This window comes from uncultured Desulfobulbus sp. (assembly GCF_963662935.2).
Lineage (GTDB): Bacteria > Desulfobacterota > Desulfobulbia > Desulfobulbales > Desulfobulbaceae > Desulfobulbus.
Genome location: NZ_CAXXTL010000002.1, coordinates 1,639,772 through 1,657,000 on the forward strand (window position 1 = coordinate 1,639,772; position 17,229 = coordinate 1,657,000).

Consider the following 17,229-nt stretch of genomic DNA (forward strand, 5'->3'; position numbering starts at 1 on the left):
TTAATGTGTCTCGGCATCGCTGTTTTCCTTACTGACTATCCCTGCTAGGCTGGAGTTCAGGTGCTCCAGAAGGCTTTCGAGGGGCAGGTCATTGCTGGTTTGGACAGCGAAGTGGACTTCCTCTGCCTTTTCCGCCAACTCATGGAGACCGCACTGCAGGAGGGTACCCTTGAGCGTGTGGGCGAACCGCCCGAGTTCCGTGTGATCTCCAGCGTTCAGGGCGTTCCTCGCATTGGCGAGATTGTCTTGGATGCTTTGGCAGGCGGCGGTCAGCACACGGTCGATTTGTGCTGCGTTCAGGCTGGTGGTGGCCTGGAGATGCGCGGCCACCTGGGCCAGGGTGGGCGATGGGCTGGAAGGCGCAGCCAGGGATGCAGAGAGGGCATGGGCCTCTTTTTCTAGGGAGAGCCGGGTTAAAGAGGGGTTCTTGTCCGCCAGGGAGAGGAATACTTCGGTCAGTTGCGCCGGTTGGAAGGGCTTGGTGATGTAGCCGTCCATGCCGGCGGCCAGACACATCTCCCGGTCGCCCCCCATGGCATGGGCGGTCATGGCCACGATCGGCACGTGGCCGGAGAGGAGTTTGTTCCGGAGTTTGCCGAGCAGATTCTCCGGGAGGTCATGGGGGACCGGCAGCTCTTTTTCCAAGGCGCGGATGATGGCAGTGGTGACCAGGCCATCCATGAGCGGCATCTGCACATCCATGAGCACAACATCATAGGTTGCCCCGGCCAGGACCTTGAGGGCCTCTTGGCCATCGGCGGCGGTGCTGACGTGATGGTCTTTTTCCAGTATCATTGAGGCCACGTCGCGGTTGACCTCATTGTCGTCCACCACCAGGATGCGTAGGCCCCGAACCACTGTCGCGCTCTGGTTGTTCTTTATTGCTGTTGCCTCGGGCAAGTCGCCGGTCCAGGGTTCGAGAGCCAGGGTGAAGTGGAAGGTGCTGCCTTGGTTCTCCCTGCTTTCGACCCACATGGTCCCGCCCATGAGGGCCGTCAACTGCCGGCTGATCGCCAATCCCAGGCCGGTACCGCCGTATTCCCTGGCATAGGAAGTGTCTGCCTGCTCAAAGCTCTTGAAGATATCCTCCAGTTTGTCCGGGGCGATGCCGATGCCGGTGTCGGTGACGCTGAAATGGAGTTGGCTTGTTTTCTCCTCCGGACCACCCGTTGCTGGTTCGACCCGGATGGTGACAGTGCCTTGGGCGGTGAATTTTATGGCATTCCCTACCAGGTTGAGGAGGATCTGGTGGATGCGGAGATCATCGCCGACCACAGCCTGCGGCAAGCCGCCCGCTTCGACAACTTCGAGCTTGAGGCCCTTTTCCGCAGCCGAATCGCTCATGGTGGCGGTCAGGGTCTTGAGGAGCCGGTCAATCCTGAAAGGCCGGTGGTCGAGCTGCAGCTGGCCAGCCTCGATCTTGGAAAAATCGAGGATGTCGTTGAGGATGCCCAGCAAGTTTTCCGCTGCATGCCTGACGGTGTGGAGGAATCGTTGCAGCTGTTTTTCTTCCCGCGTTTCTTGGGCCAGGTGGGTCATGCCGATGATGGCGTTCATCGGCGTCCGGATTTCATGGCTCATGTTGGCAAGAAACTGGCTCTTCGCCCGGTTGGCAGCTTCCGCCTTTTCTTTGGCTTCAAGGAGCTGGAGGCCGCGTTGTTCCAGGTCTTTGGTGCGTTCGGCGACCTGCTCCTCGAGATCGGCATCCCGCGCCTCGATCTTTTTGATCATATCGTTGAACCCGGTGGCCAGTTGGCCCAGTTCATCCTCACTGCCGACTTGGGCCCGGATATCGTACTTGTGTTCCAACGAAATTCTGCGCGTCACTTGGGACAGGTTGGCGATGGGGGCAATGATGACCTGCAGCAGGCGGGAAGAGAGCAGCATGGCCAGGGCAAGGCCGAAGAACAGGACTCCGGCCATGAGAGCGGCAATAGTCAGGATGTTGTTGCGGGTTTCGGTGAGGTCCACCTCGAGGAATAGCTGCCCGATCCGCTCATTTTCCAGAGTGATCGGCTGGCTGAGTTCGGCATGGTTTTCCTCGAAACGCAGGCCGTTTATGGTAAGGATTTCTTCAGCTTCATGATGGTCAATGGAATCACTTTTTAGCCCGCCCCGTTCATATTCGGCCAGGAGATCCCCGTTGTGTCCATAAATGCGTCCGGCGATGATACTCTCCTTGGCGTTCAGAGAGTGCAGGATGATCTTCAGGGCCTCCCTGTCCTCGAAGGTCACCCCGGCGCGGCTGTTTTCGCCGATGACATCGGCCAGGGTCTTGATTTCATCCCGCAACTGCTTGCGGACCAACTGCTGTTGAATGATAAAAGAGGCGGAGGTGGCCAGCAGCAAGGCCAGGGCACAGGCCAGCAGGACGATGGTGTAGAGCTTGAACTTGATGGAAAGGCGCAAGAACCAACGTTTCATGTGGTCCCTCCCTATTGTACAGCTGCTGCCAGGTCGAGCAGGGAGGCACTGACCTGGAGGCCCTGTTCTTTCATGGCGGAATGGTTGATCACAAAGGATAGCCGGCTGCCCTTTATCATAAACTCGATATGGCCGCCTGCTTTGACAAAACCGGCGATGTCACTAACCGTGACGATGGCTCGCCGACCGGGTCCGGAAGCAAGCTGACCGAGGTTGGCCTCCTCCGACCGGCTGACAAAGATCAGGTGGCAGGGGGGAACTTTTTTGAGCGAATCCACCTGCATCACTCGGATAGGGTGGCCGCCGATGGTTTTGCTTTCGAGATTGCTCAGGGCCGCGCCAAAAGGGTTGTCCCCGGCCACGCAGAGAATAAACTCCTGCTGGTCAGAAGGAAAGGCCTGCGGCGGCCAGGTGATGAACTTGGCGAAGTTCACCAAAAAGGCGGCCTTGAGCTGATACTCCTGGGCTATCTCATCTGCCCGGAGGGCTCCAGGCGGCCCCAGGATCGAGAGTATCCCGAAGAGGAGCAGCCCCAGGAAAAGAATCTTTCTAATCAAGGTCATGAGTCCCGCTCCAGGATCAGAAATTCCAGGTGACTTTCATGTACACGCTGCGTTCGATCTCGGTGGGCGGGGTGAGTAGCTCGGCAACGTATTCAAGCTGGCTGCTGTTGAACAGATTCTGGCCGGCAAGCATGATCTCCAGGTCTTTCCTCGGCTTCCAGATGAGGTTGGCATCCAGGTTGAAATAGGAGTCCACCGGCAGGGGGCTTCCCAAATTGACGCTGTTGCGCCCCGCGATCTCGTCGACATAGCGCAACCAGGTGTTGAACTGCCAGTTCTGGGCAAAATCGACGGAGGAGCGGATCGAGGCCTGGTGTCGGGGGTTGCTTTTCGTCGTGGATTGGTTTTGGAACACTGATGTTCCAAGGACATCATCCTTGTTTTCCAGTTCAAACCGCTGGTAGGCATAGGTGAAGGCAAGATTCAACCAGGATTTGGCTTGCCAATTGGCGGCAAATTCCAAACCGTAGCCGTACCCCTCCTGCGCGTTACTAAACATGAGGCCGGGCTGCTGCGGGTTTGTGTTTAAGACGATGCCGTAAATGTCGCTGTAGTCGTTGTAGTAGCCTGCCAGATCAAAGGAAAGGTTGCGCCGTGCCTGCCAGCGGTACCCCGCTTCATAGGCCAGGAGCGTCTCCACGTCGTAGTTCGGATTACCGTACAGCTTAACGGGGAAGAAAACGCCGGGGAAACGGGTTGGCGCCATGGCCATGGTCAGGGCGCCGCCGTTTTCCACCATGGAGGGCGTGCGCACCGCCCGGGCGACTGCAGTCCAGAACGAATGATCGACCGCCGGTTTCCAGAGGAAGCGGGCACTCGGCTGCCATTCGTCGCCGGTGAAATCGTTGCGTTCGTATTTGGCCCCCAGGGTCAGCCACAGCGAATCGGAAATCAGCTTGATTTCGTCCTGGAAAAAGGCACTATACAGGTCATTGGTCTGATCAGGGATATGCACCTGGGAGGTGTCTTGAAACTCGCCGTCAACCCGGCGGTAACCGGTGCCCATGGTCAGGCTGTTGCGAGAGCCGAGAGTTGTTTCGTACTGGAGATCAAAATCAAGGGTGCCCATGGTTATATCATAATAGGCTTCTCTCCGGTTGTTCGAATCGTAATAGGTCTTGAAGGACAGCTTGTCGCTGTTGCTGAAGGTGTGCTGCCAGTTGCCGATGAGGTTGCCGCCACCGGCGGTGTAGTCGCCATATTTGGCAATCGGCGTGGCGGATGAAGAGAGCCAGTAGGGAAAAGTAATCTGGTCGCCATCGTTTTTGAACAGATCCCCCTGCAGCGACCACTCGTTCCTGGAACCCACCGTGCCGTCGGCACGAAACCCGGTTTGGAAGGTTTGCCAGCCGTCATAGCTATCGGTGTCGCTCCCCGCCAGTTCGTTGCTGCCGCGATCGTTGCCGGTCACATAGAGGCGGGCAAAGGCGGAGTCGCCGATTTTGGTACCGTACCGGGCCGCCCCCATCAGTTTTTCCTGGTTGCCGGCCCCGGCCCGCAGCAGGGTGCCCTGGGTGTCCTTGGCCTTCTTGGTAATGACGTTGATCACCCCGTTGACCGCGTTGGCCCCCCAGATGGTGGCGCCCGGCCCGCGGATCACCTCGATCCGGTCAATGTCCTCGAGCAGAGTGTTCTGCATGTCCCAGAAGGTGCCGTTGTACGCCGGGGTGTAGACCGAGCGGCCATCAATCAGCACCAGCAGCTTATTGGAGGTGTAGCCGCTGAATCCGCGCGAAGCGATCGACCACTTGGAGGCGCCGATCCGGGCCACCTGCAGTCCGGGAGCCATGGCCAGGGCTTCGGGGATGGAGGTCACCCCGGAACGGCGGATGTCTTCCTGGGTGATGACGAAAACCGCTGCCGCTGTGTCCGCCAGGGTCTGGGGCTTTTTTGACACCGAGGTGATGGTCACCTCCATCAATTGGGTCAGGTCCATGTCGAGGAAGCGGTTGTCCGCCATGTCGTCGGCCAGCGCCGGCATAGCCGCTTGGACAAGGAGAAAGGCCTGGGTCGTGAGAACGGTGAGGGTTCTGCGGAGCGGCAGGGTGGTGGTGGGGTTCTTCATGTTCGGGGCGTCCACGGGTTGAATGTTTGTGGAATATATAAATTAAAAACGATATGTTATCTTGCTGTAAACACCCCGTTCGATCCCGGTGGGGCGGGGTGATGTGTTCGGCAAGGTATTCGAGCTGACTGCTGTTGAACAGATTGTGGCCAACCAGCATGAGCTCGAGTTTTTTTGTGGCAAAGGAATGGGTTGCGTTGACATAATTCTCTCTGCTCAGGTGGTCGCTCCATGGAGCGCTGGGCGCACCTGTTGCTGCTTTTTTTGGGCATGATCCGGCGGGATATGTCCTTCCTTTGCAAGGGTTTCACCAAAAAAATTGCACCTAGGCCGGAGAATTTATTATAGGGGAAGGTGAGAGCAGATCACAAACAATATTCTTTCCTCTTCTCAAAAAATTTGTCGTCTGGAAGGTAAGTTAGAGAAAGGGGACACTCTCCCTTTCTCGGCCCGCTGCGAAGAAGAAAGAGAGAAAGGCCGTTAATGTCTTGAACCGGGATTTGATAGCCCGTATACTCTTTGTTTAAGGAATCCGTATGGTTCGGGCGGCAAGCGTCGAGCACCGTGTTATCTAGCAAGCGAGATTCATCATGACCACAAAATCGACAGAAAACTACAGCGCCATTATTCATCTGCTGTTGCAGGTGAACAAGGTAAACCGGGACCAGATAGAGCATGCCGCCAGGATTCAATCCAAACTAAGCACCTTCAGCCCCCTGCTGAAGATTCTCAAAGATCTGAAATGCATCACTGATGAGGATGTGCGGGAGACCCTCCGCAAGACCTCCTCGCCCATCCGCATCGGCGATCTCCTGGTCGAACTTGGCTACATCTCGCCCGAGGACCTGGAGGCCGCCTGTCGCATCCAGCAGGACAGCGATTCCCAGGAAAAACTCGGCCGGATCCTGGTAAAGCATAATTTTATCGATGAGCAAGTCTTTATCGAGATCCTCTCCATTCAGATGGGCTACCCCTTCATTGAACCCGGGCTCAATAACATCGATAAGGAACGGTGCGAGAAGATTCCGAACAACTTGATGGCGACCCTCGGGTTCATCCCCATCAAAAGCGACGACGGTTCGGTGCGTGTCGCCTTTGTCGATCCCCTGGATTATGAAACATTGCAGACGGCCAAGCGCTTTTTAGGCAACAACATCGTTCCGATCATCGCCCAGAGCCGGTCGATCAAGAAAATCGTTGAACTGCTGGCCGAGAAAAAGGGAGGCCAGGCCCTGACGGTGGACAACACCACCGTGATCGGCACCGTCAACTCCATCATCCTCGAGGCCCTGAAAAACAACGCCAGCGACATCCACATCGAACCCATGGAAGGCCATCTGCAGGTTCGTTTCCGCGAAGACGGGGTGCTCAACCATTTTAAGGACTACCCCAAGGAGATCATTCCGGCGCTTACCAGCCGCCTCAAGATCATGTGCCAGGCCGACATCGCCGAAAAACGCAGGCATCAGGGGGGGCGCATTCTCTTTGAGTACGACGAGGGGCAGTTGGATCTGCGCGTCTCCTTTTTCGTCACCATTCATGGCGAGAAAATCGTGCTGCGGTTGCTCAACCGCAAGCAGGAGCTGTACGACCTGCGATCCATCGGCCTGTCGCCGCGCATGCTTTCCCGCTTTCTCGAGGACGCGGTCTATCAGCCCAGCGGCGTTGTCCTGGTGACCGGGCCGACCGGGTCCGGCAAGACCTCGACCATCTACAGTTGCATCCATGCCCTCAAGAGTCCGCAGGTGAGCATTATTACCGCTGAAGAGCCGGTGGAATATGTGATTGAGGGGGTGGCCCAGTGTTCGATCGATCCCAAAATCGACCTGACCTTTGAGGAGACCCTTCGCCACATCGTTCGTCAGGACCCGGACGTGATCGTCATCGGCGAAATCCGCGATGCCTACTCGGCGGAAGTGGCGGTGCAGGCGGCCCTGACCGGCCACAAGGTCCTGTCGACCTTCCACACCGAGGACTCCATCGGCGGCCTGATTCGTTTGCTCAACATGGACATCGCCCCCTTCCTGGTTTCCTCCACCGTGGTCAGCGTCCTGGCGCAGCGGCTGTTGCGGCGGGTCTGTCCACACTGCGCTGTCGACGTCAAGCCGACGCCGGTGCAATTTCAGCGTCTGCGCTGTACGGTCAAAGATCTGGCGGGAGCCACTTTCAAGAAGGGACGGGGCTGCAAAATGTGCAAGCAGAGCGGTTATCGCGGACGGGTCGGGGTGTTTGAGCTGCTGGTGCTCGATGAACCGGTTCGCACCGCCATCCTGGAGCGGAAAACCAGCTACGAGATCCGCACCATCAGCATCAACCATTCCGGGCTGATCACCCTGCTGGAAGATGGGCTGGTCAAGGCGGCGGCGGGCGTGACCACGGTCGACGAACTCCTGCGCTGTCTGCCCATTTTCAGTCCGCCCCGGCCCCTGGCCGAGCTCCGCCGCCTGGCAGGTGAATAAATGACTGCTCCCGTTTCCTTGATCGAAGTTATCAACCGCTTTATCGAATCCGATGCGGTCAGTCTGCCGGTGTTCAATTCCACCTCCAGCCGCATTCAGCAGGAGATGGCGAAAAGCGAGCCGAGCATCCCGATCGTCGAAAAGATCATCACCGCCGATCAAGCCCTGGCCACCCAGGTGTTGAAAATCGCCAACTCGCCCTTTTACCGGGGCTTGGTCGAGGTCGGGACGGTGCGGGCCGCAATCATGCGGTTGGGGATGGAGGAGATCGGCAAGGTCGTGCTTCTGGCCACCTCACGGCAGCATTTCAAAAGCTCAGACAAGTCGATCAATGTGCTGATGAAAAAACTCTGGCAGCATGCGGTGGGGTGTGCCTACGGCACGGTGTGGTTGTCAAGGCGGTACACCTACGGCATCGATCAGAGCCAGGCCTTTTTCGGCGGCCTGTTTCATGATGTCGGCAAGCTGCTCATTCTGGTGATTATCGAGCAGATCAAACGCAAGAACCCGACCTTGAAGATTACCGAGGCACTTCTCCTGGAGGCCATGGCGCGGCTGCATGCGCGGGAAGGGGCCAAGCTGCTGGCCCAGTGGAACATGCCGGAGTATTTCTGCGTGATTGCCCGCGATCACCATGCCGAGGAGATCGATGAGAAAAATTTTCTCCTTCTCATGGTGCGGATGGCCAATCAGGTCTGCCATAAGCTGGGCATCGGCCTGGAAAAGGACACCTCCCTTGTCCTCCCCGCCACTCTGGAGGCCGACCTGCTCAATCTCAGCGAGATTGATCTGGCCGAGCTGGAAATCGCCCTTGAGGACACCGCGGTTCTCACCAGCTAAAGCGGCTCTTTCAGAGAGAGCCGTTCCCTGTCGATCGGCTGCTTCTTGCCGTCCTCGCCGATGGCCACATAGGTGATGGCCGCCTCGGTCACCTTGAAGGTGGTGAACTGGTCCTTGCCCGCATGCAGGATCGGCCGGACCCAGACCTCGAGCATGATGGTCACCGAGGTGGTTCCCATCCGCACTACCCGTCCATAACAGCAGACCACATCGCCCACCCTGACCGGCTTGATGAACTGCATGCTCTCCACCGCCACGGTCGCTGTCCGCGTCCGGGTTACCTCCTTGGCCATCATGCTGCCGGCAAGATCCATCTGCGACATGATCCAGCCGCCAAAAATATCACCGTTGAAACTGGTGTCAGCGGGCATGGGCATGGTCCGCAGCAGCAAGTCGCCCTGCGGCCCGGCCGTCTCCGGTGGGATTGTCATCGTCTCTTCTCCTCTGGTTGGGTGTGTTTGTCGGCAACCGTTTTCTATAGTGGATTTTTCGTTTTTCGGAAACGGGTAACGAGACCGGAAAATAAGGTGGTGGTCAGAACCTGACGAGACTATAATACCAGCCTTTCTCTTCGTATTCTTTTTACCTGTCCTGTGGACATTGGAGGTTGTATGCAAATTGATTGGGCCTATCTGAGAAAAGGCTGAGCTTCGTGCATTAAGGCACAGGATGTGCTGCGACGAAACAAAATCACACCGGAACAGATCGTCGATGCCAGAAAGGATGCTCTTGTCGGTGAGGAGGCCTGGAAGGTGCTGGCGGGGGTCCGGGAGATCCTGATAGCTAAAGGGAAGAACTTTCAGGCGTTAGACCCGACCAAGGACAGCAAAGAGGCCATTCTTGCCCAAGCCTTGGGACGCACCGGCAACCTGCGGGCTCCGGCCCTGCTGATGGGTGATCGGCTGTTGGTGGGCTTCAGTGACAGCCTCTATGCCCAAATTTCAGGATAACGCCCATGACCGTTTTGCACCCCTATTTGAGCGAACAATTGGCAGAGATCAAACAGCAGGGCCAGATGCGCCACCTGGTTCCGGTGACCCATCTCGACCATGGCCAGATCGACATCAGCGGTCGCCGTTATCTCAATCTCGCCGGGAACGACTACCTGGGCCTGGCCACCAACCGGGAACTGCTGCAGGCTTTTTTCCGTGAACAAAATGCAGACAATCTCCTGGAAAGCTACGGCCTGGGCAGCACCGCCTCGCGGCTGATGACCGGCAACACCCTGCCCTATGCACACTTGGAAGGGCAGCTCCGCGCATTGTACCAGGCAGAGGCGGCCCTGGTGTTTAATTCCGGCTATCACATCAACATCGGCATTTTGCCGGCGCTCAGCGGCAAGCAGGATCTGATTCTCGCCGACAAGCTCTGCCACGCCAGCCTGATCGACGGTATGCGCCTGTCGCGAGCCAAGGTCATCCGCTACCCGCATCTCGATTATCAGGCCATCGAGCAGGTGCTGGCCAAGGACCGGGAACGCTACCGTCAGGTGTTCATCGTCACCGAATCGATCTTCAGCATGGACGGTGACGCCGCTGATCTGGCCGAACTGGTGCGGATCAAGGATCGCTTTCGGGCCGCGCTCTATGTGGATGAGGCGCACGGAGTCGGCATCCGGGGACAGAGCGGCTGTGGCCTGGCGGAAGAGCAGGGCGTGCATCACGAGATCGAGATCCTCACCGGCACCTTTGGCAAGGCCTATGGTGGCCAGGGCGCTTTTGTGGTTGGCTCCCAACTATTGATCGACTATCTGCTCAATACGTCCCGCTCCCAGATTTTTTCTACCGGTCTGCCGCCGGTTTCGATCCACTGGCTGTGTTTTGTCCTCCGGCAGATTCCCCTGATGCAGGAGCAGCGCGCCAAGGTGGACCAGATGGCGGAGCAGTTTCGTGCCGCCCTGCGCGCTGCCGGGCTGCGCACTGACGGCAGCAGCAATATCGTGCCGGTGCTGGTCGGCGATGCGGCGCGAGCCGTGGCCTCTGCCGAACGCATCTGCGAGGCCGGCTATTGGGTTAAGGCGGTACGGCCGCCCACGGTGCCGGTTGGCACCTCACGGCTGCGCCTGTCGTTAAATGCGGCCATGGACTGGGAGCAATTGGCACCGCTGCCGGGCATCATCAAAGCGTCCCTGGGGTAAGCCCATGCACATCGACTGGCTGTACCGCAACAACCAAAGGCAATGCATTCTCTTCTTCAGTGGCTGGGGCATGGACCCTGCGCCGTTTCGTTTTCTGCCCGCTGCCACACATGACCTCTGCCTCTTCTCCGACTACCGGCAGCTGCAGCCGGTCGATTTGGCGCCCTTTGCCGGCTACGAGCAGTTGCACCTGATCGGTTGGTCCATGGGTGTCTGGGTGGCGGCGCATCTCCTGGCCGATCAGGCCACCGCCTTCGCCTCTGCCACTGCCCTTGGCGGCACCCTCACCCCAGTGGACAAGCAGCGCGGCATCCCTCCGGAAAGCTACGCCGACATGCTCGACCACTTCAGCCAGGAGGTTCTGGACGGCTTCTATCGCAATATGTTTGACGACGAGGACCAGCTGGCCCGGTTTCTGGCCAACCGGCCGCAACGGGATTTGCCGGGCCTGCAGGATGAGATGGCCGCATTCCGGGACGCCTTCCTCCGCTCCGGTCCGGGCCACGATATCTACACTCAGAAAATAATTACCAGCCGCGATCGCATCTTCTCCGGCCGCAACCAGATGCGCGCCTGGGGTAAGGGCTGCGGCGTGGTTCACAATTGGCCGCACTTTCCGTTTTTTTTGCTTGGTGATTGGAAAAATATACTGTCGTTTTAATTGGGTTAACTGTCTTTTATGATAAACAATGTTAAATTGTTACTTGTTTATTTTTCAGTATGCTCTTCACTAATTACACAATAGAGAGACCAATTCAATGCCACTGAGCGAGATTCGTGATTCAACAAAGACGCAACTGATTGAGAAGGTACGCCGTCACGACTATGGAAAATATTTATACAAGGCGAGTATTGAAAAGATACGAGGCTTTACCGGCGAGGACATAACTTTCGAATTTCCAGTTACTGCGCTTATCGGCCCAAACGGTAGCGGCAAGTCTTCTGTATTGGGTGTCGCGGGATGTGCCTACAAAACCATAAAACCGGGCATCTTTTTTCCGAAGAGCACAGTCGGTGATGAGTCAATGTCCGACTGGCGGGTTGAGTATGAACTGATTGATAAGCAATTGAACCCCAGGCAACTTATCAAGCGCACTTCTAGCTTTAGACAGGCCAAATGGGTTCGAGCGGACGTAGCTGATCGCGACGTATTGTTTTTTGGCATTGAGCGCACTGTGCCTGCCGGGGAGAAGACTCGCTATAAAAAATTAATGCGATCAACATATGTGCACCGTCCTCCGTTTGAGCCGCTCGATGATGCCGTGGCAATACAGGTTGAGCACATACTAGGGAAATCTGTGGCTGACTATCGAGTCACAAATTATGGATTTGATGACACCTTTTTAGTCGGGCGTACTGGCATAAATAATTTTTCTGAATTCCATTTTGGCGCGGGTGAATCTTCGATTATTCGAATGATTACACGCATTGAGCAAGCACCGCAGAACAGCTTAATTTTGATCGAAGAAATTGAGAATGGTTTGCACCCAATTGCAACGCGACGAATGGTTGAATACCTGATCGATGTTGCTGAACGACGGTCAATTCAGACAGTCTTCACCACTCATAGCGACTACGCTTTGTTGCCACTACCTAGCGAAGCAATCTGGGCAAGCATTAACGGAAAACTAAAGCAAGGGAGGCTTTCCGTCGAAGCACTTCGCGCTGTATCAGGCCGAGTAGACAAAAAACTAGCAATATTCATCGAGGATGAATTTGCTAAATCTTGGGTAGATTATATTCTGCGTGAAAAACTTGGCGCTGACTACGATCAAGTCGAGGTTCATGCCGTCCATGGGGATGGAAATGCAGTTTCCACGCATCGTGCGCATATGGCAAATCCAGCTGTCAACTTCAAGTCGTTATGCATAATTGATGGGGATTCAGGGCAGCCTGATGACACCCAAAATGGTGTGATTCGTCTTCCGGGTAGACAACCTGAGCTAACGGTATTTGAGGCAATACGTGCACGTCTTGCAGAAGACATAGCAATTTTGACGGTATCGTGTCAAAGGGCCCCAGAGGCGCAGGAATTGGTTCGTTGTTTTATTGAGGAGGTGTCACGGACAAACCGTGACCCGCATCTTCTTTTCAATCAGCTTGGGATAAAAATCGGGTTTGTCCCTGAGGCAATTGTACGAGGCGCATTCCTTGCGCTTTGGGTACGCAATAATTCTGAATTTTGCGATACCCTTGCCGAACATGCAAAAAACCTCATAGAAACCTAACCCGCTCCGACACCGGAGATGCGCGATGAAACTGTACATTTCCAGTTTATTCTACGCAAAATCAATATGATAAACCACACGTAAACAGGGAGATTGCCATGGGCGAAGAATTGAAGCACTATGTCAAACCGGCCGGAGAGCACGTTTCCTTGGGCCGCACCCTCCGGGGTGTTCTGTTTGCGGTGCCGGCCGCAGCGGTGGGATTGTTTTTCTTCTCGTGGACTGGCCGGGTGGCTGTTCTGCCGTTTCTGGCTGCGCCAGTCGCCTTTTTTGCGGTCTTTCTCTGGTATGTGTTGGTCTCGGGGGTCCGGGTGGCGGCGCAATGGGAACGGGGGGTGGTCCTCTTTCTGGGCAAGTTCCGTTCGGTCAAGGGACCCGGTCTGCTCTATATCATCCCGGTGCTGGAGAGCGTTCGTTTTATCGACACGCGGGTGATCGTGCTCAATATCCCCCGGCAAAAAGTGATCACCAGGGATAATGTGCCGGCGGAAATTGATGCGGCCCTGTTTTTCCTCGTCGATGACAGTGAAAAAGCGGTCATCACCATCCAGGATTTTAAGTTTGCGGTGGCGCAATATGCCCAGGCCGCCCTGCGGGATGTGGTCGGCAGTCTCAGCCTGGACGAGCTGCTCTCCGAGCGGGAGCAGATTCAAATCCGGATCAAGGAGCACGTGGAAGAGCGGGTCAGGGACTGGGGTTTGCGCGTCGACTCCCTTCGCTTGCAGGATATTGAATTGCCCGAAGATTTGAAACGGATGATGTCACGGCAGGCCTCGGCTGAGCGGGAGAAGCGGGCCACCATCACCAAAGCTGAAGGGGACAAACTGGCGGCGGTCAATCTGGCGGAGGCCGCTAAAATCATGTCGGACAGCCCCATTACCATTCAGCTGCGTACGCTGCAAACAGTCGATGGCCTCGGTTCCAGCCCCTCAAATACGGTCATCCTCTTTCCGGCCCAATTGGGAGAATTACTGCATCAATTTGCCGCTCAAGCGGGAAAAGAAGGAGATTGCAAGGAGGCGCGAACCACTCCCGGGGTCTGATCAACGCTCGTTAAACCACTGGTTGTGCAGCAGACGGGCGGCGTTTGTCGCAGAAAGACGCCAAGAAAAGTATACACAGTTCGCTGTCGAGTGGCACGATTGACACAAATGCAACAGGGGTGAATGATTTCTTACAATTTAGGTAAGGTTGGCGTGGCGGAGGAGAGGTGAATATGGTACAAAGTTGTCAGATTTGCTGGCCGGAGAGGCGAATGGTCAGAAGCGACCTGTAACTCTTTCGGTTTTGTGTTTGGAAGCCTGGCGTGGAAACAGCAACGGCTGGTTGGCAACCCAACCAGCCGTTGTGTTCTATGGCGGAGAGAGAGGGATTCGAACCCTCGGTGGAGTATAACCCCCACACTCGCTTAGCAGGCGAGCACCATCGGCCTACTCGGTCATCTCTCCAAAGTCGGCAATGTTGGTTTCTGGCGGAGGGAGTAGGATTCGAACCCACGGTACTTTCGCACAACGGTTTTCAAGACCGCCGCCTTAAACCACTCGGCCATCCCTCCATAACGGCACGTAAATACCATTTCAAGGCAACACTGTCAATAAACTCCTCTTGCGTATTCATGAAAGCAAACAACAGCCCGCTTAACGCCCAGCAGGAACAGGAATTCATCGACCTGACCTGTCTCTACGAAATTACCCGGCATCTGGCCTCGGCCACCAGCCTGCAGGATTGTTTGGAAAAAATCGTGACCACCCTGGCTGAGCGCAAGGATATGGACAACGGCACCGTCTCCATCATTAATCCGGCCACTGGTGAATTGGAGATCGAGGTCGCCCATGGCATCACCGCCGAGGCAAAGCGGCGTGGCCGCTATAAGCTGGGCGAGGGCATCACCGGCAAGGTGGTGGCCACCGGCGAACCGATCATTGTGCCGCAGATCGGCGACGAACCGTTGTTTCTCAACCGCACCCGGACCAGGGGCGACGAGCGCAAAAAGAAAAGTTCCTTCCTCTGTGTGCCGATTGTTGCAGGCCAGCAATCCATCGGGGCTTTGTCGATTGATCGGATTTACAACGAGGGTTTTGGCCTCCAATCGGAAAACGATCTGCGGTTTCTCATCGTGGTCAGCGGCCTGATCGCCGAGACCGTGCAGCGCATCCAGCGGGTCAGCCAGGAAAAGGAGGCTCTGCGTCTGGAGAACTCCAAGCTGCGGCGGGAATTGTCGGCCAAGAACCGGATCGAAGAGATTATCGGCAACTCCTCGCGGATGCAGGAGGTGTTCGATATGGTGCATCGGGTGGCCGATTCCAACGCCACCGTGCTCCTGCGAGGCGAATCCGGCACCGGCAAGACCCTGGTGGCCAAGGCGCTCCATTACAACTCCAGCCGGGCCAACGGGCCTTTTGTGGTGGTCAACTGTTCGGCTTTACCGGAAACCTTGCTGGAAAGCGAACTGTTCGGCCATGAAAAGGGCGCCTTCACCGGGGCCACCGAAACCAAAAGAGGCCGGTTCGAACTGGCCGAGGGCGGCACCCTGTTCCTCGATGAGATCGGCGAGATCAGCCCGGCGGTTCAGGTGAAGCTGCTCAACGTCATCCAGGAGCGCACCTTTCAGCGTCTCGGCTCGACCAAGACTATCAAGAGCGATATCCGCCTGGTGGCCGCCACCAACCGCGACCTGGAGACCGCAGTCAAGGAGATGCATTTTCGCGAGGATCTGTACTATCGGCTGAATGTCTTTCCGGTCTACATCCCGCCCTTACGGGAACGACGCACCGACATTTTACTGCTGGCCGAGTATTTTCTCGAAAAGTATGCCAAGGAGAACAACAAACAGATCAGCCGGATATCGACACCGGCGATTGATCTCCTGGTGCAGTACCACTGGCCGGGCAATGTCCGCGAGCTGCAGAACTGCATGGAGCGGGCGGTGCTGATCTGTGACGGTCAGGCCATCAAATCCATCCACCTGCCGCCGTCGCTGCAAAGCCCTGACAGTGTTCACTCCGATAAGCCGCTGTCGCTCTCTTCTGCGGTTGAACATTTTGAACGTGAGCTTATTATTGACGCGTTGAAGAAGAACAACGGTAATCAGACCAAGGCGGCCAAGAATTTGGACACCAGTCTGCGCATTATCAACTACAAGATTCATTGTTACGGGATTGAACCCAAACATTTCAAGGTCAAGTAATGCGGATTCTGCTGCACGTCTGCTGCGGCCCCTGCGCGGTCTACCCACTGCAGCAGCTCCGGGCGCAGGGCCACGAAGTGACCGGCTTGTTTTATAATCCCAACATTCATCCGTACCAGGAATTCCGCCGCCGCCTCGACGCAGTCCGGCACTTTGGCCAGGACACCGGCTGCCCGGTGGAGATTGACGAGCGCTACGGCCTCACCGAATATCTGCACCAGGTGGTGTTTCATGAACAGGAGCGCTGTCCCCGGTGTTATGAGATGCGGCTGGCCCGGACGGCAGAGGCAGCGGTTGCAGGCAATTTCGACGCCTTTAGCACCACCCTGTTTTACTCGAAATACCAGAACCATCAGCTGCTCATCGACCGGTGCGAGCAGTTGGCCGAGCAGTGCGGGGTCGAATTGTATTACGAGGATTTCCGCCTCGGTTGGCAGCAAGGCATTGACGAGTCCATCCGCATGGGCCTTTATCGCCAACCTTACTGTGGTTGCATCTACAGTGAACAGGAACGATACGACAAGCAGTTGCGCAAGAAATACAAGTGATCACGACCTGCAATCGGCCGTTCACTTTCAAATAACGCATTTATTTTATGAGCATGCGCCTGTGCAGCTTTGGCTGGGCGGGCCAGGAGGACAACCATGGACAATATCATCGTGCTGGCGACCAGCAATCAAAACAAACTGCGAGAAATCAAGGAAATACTCAAGGATTTTCCGGTCTCGATCAAATCGCTTGCCGATTTCGGTCCCATGCCGGAAGCGGTGGAGGACGGCGAAACCTTTGACGACAATGCCTATAAAAAATCCCTGCACTATGCCAAGGTTCTGGGCTTACCTTGTTTGGCCGACGATTCCGGCCTGGTGGTCGATGCCCTCGACGGCCGGCCGGGGGTCTATTCGGCCCGTTATGCCGGCCTTGATGCAACGGATTGGGAGAACTGCGAAAAACTCTTGGGAGAGATGGCCGGACAAACAAACCGCGCGGCCCATTTCGTCTGTGTCTTGTCTTTGGCGACTCCGGCCGGACCTGCCCTGACCTGGGAGGGCCGCTGCGACGGAGAAATTATTGACGAACGGCGGGGGGATTCAGGGTTTGGGTACGATCCGGTGTTTTATTACCCGGAGTTCGGCAAGACCTTCGCCGAGATGTCAATGGAGACGAAAAGCAGCTTTAGCCATCGCGGTCGGGCACTGGCGGAGTTTGTCGCTGAATTTCCCCATGTACAGACCTGGCTGCGTCAGCGCATGGCCGAAATCAAGCCGCCCAAGCCCGATCACAGCGAGTTCGAGCACAATGACTGGTCCCAGGAGCGGATGTAAG

At 56.4% G+C, this 17,229-nt stretch carries 14 protein-coding genes and 2 tRNA genes; 10 read left to right on the forward strand and 6 right to left on the reverse strand.

What is annotated here, in order from left to right; all coding sequences use genetic code 11:
* Genes ACHZCX_RS11540 through ACHZCX_RS11550 form a run of 3 tightly spaced genes read right to left on the reverse strand, consistent with a single transcriptional unit; the run spans position 1 to position 5,052 of the window.
* Positions 1-2,424 carry an ATP-binding protein gene (locus tag ACHZCX_RS11540; protein ID WP_319587381.1) on the reverse strand — a complete coding sequence of 808 codons (2,424 nt, stop codon included), beginning with the start codon at positions 2,422-2,424 and terminating at the stop codon, positions 1-3.
* 11 nt (positions 2,425-2,435) lie between these two features.
* Entirely contained in the window at positions 2,436-2,987 is a 552-nt protein-coding gene (locus ACHZCX_RS11545; protein ID WP_319587382.1) for a YfiR family protein, read from the reverse strand.
* Positions 2,988-3,003: 16 nt separating this feature from the next.
* Positions 3,004-5,052, reverse strand: coding sequence for a TonB-dependent receptor (locus ACHZCX_RS11550; RefSeq protein ID WP_319587383.1), 2,049 nt, complete (start codon positions 5,050-5,052; stop codon positions 3,004-3,006).
* 590 nt (positions 5,053-5,642) lie between these two features.
* Between ACHZCX_RS11550 and ACHZCX_RS11555 the strand changes: the two genes are divergently transcribed.
* Entirely contained in the window at positions 5,643-7,511 is a 1,869-nt protein-coding gene (locus tag ACHZCX_RS11555; protein ID WP_319587384.1) for an ATPase, T2SS/T4P/T4SS family, read from the forward strand.
* The gene (locus ACHZCX_RS11560; protein ID WP_319587385.1) at positions 7,512-8,351 is read left to right on the forward strand and encodes an HDOD domain-containing protein; all 840 of its coding nucleotides are present in this window, start codon (positions 7,512-7,514) and stop codon (positions 8,349-8,351) included.
* Here the strand turns inward: ACHZCX_RS11560 and ACHZCX_RS11565 are convergent.
* Positions 8,348-8,782: a hotdog domain-containing protein gene (locus ACHZCX_RS11565; protein WP_319587386.1), complete on the reverse strand. Its 435-nt coding sequence runs from the start codon at positions 8,780-8,782 to the stop codon at positions 8,348-8,350. The two genes, ACHZCX_RS11560 and ACHZCX_RS11565, sit on opposite strands and share 4 nt — an antisense overlap.
* A 225-nt stretch (positions 8,783-9,007) precedes the next feature.
* Here ACHZCX_RS11565 and ACHZCX_RS11570 point away from each other — a divergent pair, with 225 nt between their 5' ends.
* The 5 genes from ACHZCX_RS11570 to ACHZCX_RS11590 all read left to right on the forward strand — a co-directional run bounded on the left by ACHZCX_RS11570 (position 9,008) and on the right by ACHZCX_RS11590 (position 13,759).
* Complete coding sequence (locus tag ACHZCX_RS11570; RefSeq protein WP_319588733.1) at positions 9,008-9,301, forward strand: ArsC family (seleno)protein; 294 nt, start codon at positions 9,008-9,010, stop codon at positions 9,299-9,301.
* 5 nt (positions 9,302-9,306) lie between these two features.
* Positions 9,307-10,488, forward strand: a complete 1,182-nt coding sequence (locus tag ACHZCX_RS11575; protein WP_319587387.1) for an 8-amino-7-oxononanoate synthase — start codon at positions 9,307-9,309, stop codon at positions 10,486-10,488.
* Between the two features lie 4 nt (positions 10,489-10,492).
* Positions 10,493-11,149, forward strand: a complete 657-nt coding sequence (locus ACHZCX_RS11580; RefSeq protein ID WP_319587388.1) for a pimeloyl-ACP methyl esterase BioG family protein — start codon at positions 10,493-10,495, stop codon at positions 11,147-11,149.
* Between the two features lie 97 nt (positions 11,150-11,246).
* A complete protein-coding gene (locus tag ACHZCX_RS11585) occupies positions 11,247-12,716 on the forward strand; it encodes an AAA family ATPase (RefSeq protein WP_319587389.1) in 1,470 nt (489 codons plus the stop codon).
* Positions 12,717-12,814: 98 nt separating this feature from the next.
* Complete coding sequence (locus ACHZCX_RS11590; RefSeq protein WP_319587390.1) at positions 12,815-13,759, forward strand: SPFH domain-containing protein; 945 nt, start codon at positions 12,815-12,817, stop codon at positions 13,757-13,759.
* Between the two features lie 312 nt (positions 13,760-14,071).
* Here the strand turns inward: ACHZCX_RS11590 and ACHZCX_RS11595 are convergent.
* Positions 14,072-14,164: transfer RNA gene (locus ACHZCX_RS11595), tRNA-Ser, on the reverse strand.
* A gap of 21 nt (positions 14,165-14,185) precedes the next feature.
* Positions 14,186-14,271, reverse strand: a tRNA-Ser gene (locus tag ACHZCX_RS11600).
* 60 nt (positions 14,272-14,331) lie between these two features.
* Here ACHZCX_RS11600 and ACHZCX_RS11605 point away from each other — a divergent pair.
* The 3 genes from ACHZCX_RS11605 to ACHZCX_RS11615 all read left to right on the forward strand — a co-directional run bounded on the left by ACHZCX_RS11605 (position 14,332) and on the right by ACHZCX_RS11615 (position 17,228).
* On the forward strand, positions 14,332-15,903 hold the full coding sequence (locus tag ACHZCX_RS11605; protein WP_319587391.1) for a sigma 54-interacting transcriptional regulator: 1,572 nt from the start codon (positions 14,332-14,334) through the stop codon (positions 15,901-15,903).
* On the forward strand, positions 15,903-16,451 hold the full coding sequence (locus tag ACHZCX_RS11610; RefSeq protein WP_319587392.1) for an epoxyqueuosine reductase QueH: 549 nt from the start codon (positions 15,903-15,905) through the stop codon (positions 16,449-16,451). Before ACHZCX_RS11605 ends, ACHZCX_RS11610 begins: the two co-directional genes overlap by 1 nt.
* A gap of 96 nt (positions 16,452-16,547) precedes the next feature.
* A complete protein-coding gene (locus tag ACHZCX_RS11615; protein WP_319587393.1) occupies positions 16,548-17,228 on the forward strand; it encodes an XTP/dITP diphosphatase in 681 nt (226 codons plus the stop codon).
* The last annotated feature ends 1 nt before the right edge of the window (position 17,229 follow it).

What these genes read in the sequence shown, in the direction of transcription:
- ACHZCX_RS11545 (WP_319587382.1), bottom strand. Translation starts at nt 2,987, where the DNA reads ATGACCTTGATTAGAAAGATTCTTTTCCTGGGGCTGCTCCTCTTCGGG.
- ACHZCX_RS11565 (WP_319587386.1), bottom strand. Translation starts at nt 8,782, where the DNA reads ATGACAATCCCACCGGAGACGGCCGGGCCGCAGGGCGACTTGCTGCTG.
- ACHZCX_RS11555 (WP_319587384.1), top strand. Translation starts at nt 5,643, where the DNA reads ATGACCACAAAATCGACAGAAAACTACAGCGCCATTATTCATCTGCTG.
- ACHZCX_RS11580 (WP_319587388.1), top strand. Translation starts at nt 10,493, where the DNA reads ATGCACATCGACTGGCTGTACCGCAACAACCAAAGGCAATGCATTCTC.
- ACHZCX_RS11550 (WP_319587383.1), bottom strand. Translation starts at nt 5,052, where the DNA reads ATGAAGAACCCCACCACCACCCTGCCGCTCCGCAGAACCCTCACCGTT.
- ACHZCX_RS11540 (WP_319587381.1), bottom strand. Translation starts at nt 2,424, where the DNA reads ATGAAACGTTGGTTCTTGCGCCTTTCCATCAAGTTCAAGCTCTACACC.
- ACHZCX_RS11590 (WP_319587390.1), top strand. Translation starts at nt 12,815, where the DNA reads ATGGGCGAAGAATTGAAGCACTATGTCAAACCGGCCGGAGAGCACGTT.
- ACHZCX_RS11610 (WP_319587392.1), top strand. Translation starts at nt 15,903, where the DNA reads ATGCGGATTCTGCTGCACGTCTGCTGCGGCCCCTGCGCGGTCTACCCA.
- ACHZCX_RS11575 (WP_319587387.1), top strand. Translation starts at nt 9,307, where the DNA reads ATGACCGTTTTGCACCCCTATTTGAGCGAACAATTGGCAGAGATCAAA.
- ACHZCX_RS11615 (WP_319587393.1), top strand. Translation starts at nt 16,548, where the DNA reads ATGGACAATATCATCGTGCTGGCGACCAGCAATCAAAACAAACTGCGA.
- ACHZCX_RS11585 (WP_319587389.1), top strand. Translation starts at nt 11,247, where the DNA reads ATGCCACTGAGCGAGATTCGTGATTCAACAAAGACGCAACTGATTGAG.
- ACHZCX_RS11560 (WP_319587385.1), top strand. Translation starts at nt 7,512, where the DNA reads ATGACTGCTCCCGTTTCCTTGATCGAAGTTATCAACCGCTTTATCGAA.
- ACHZCX_RS11605 (WP_319587391.1), top strand. Translation starts at nt 14,332, where the DNA reads ATGAAAGCAAACAACAGCCCGCTTAACGCCCAGCAGGAACAGGAATTC.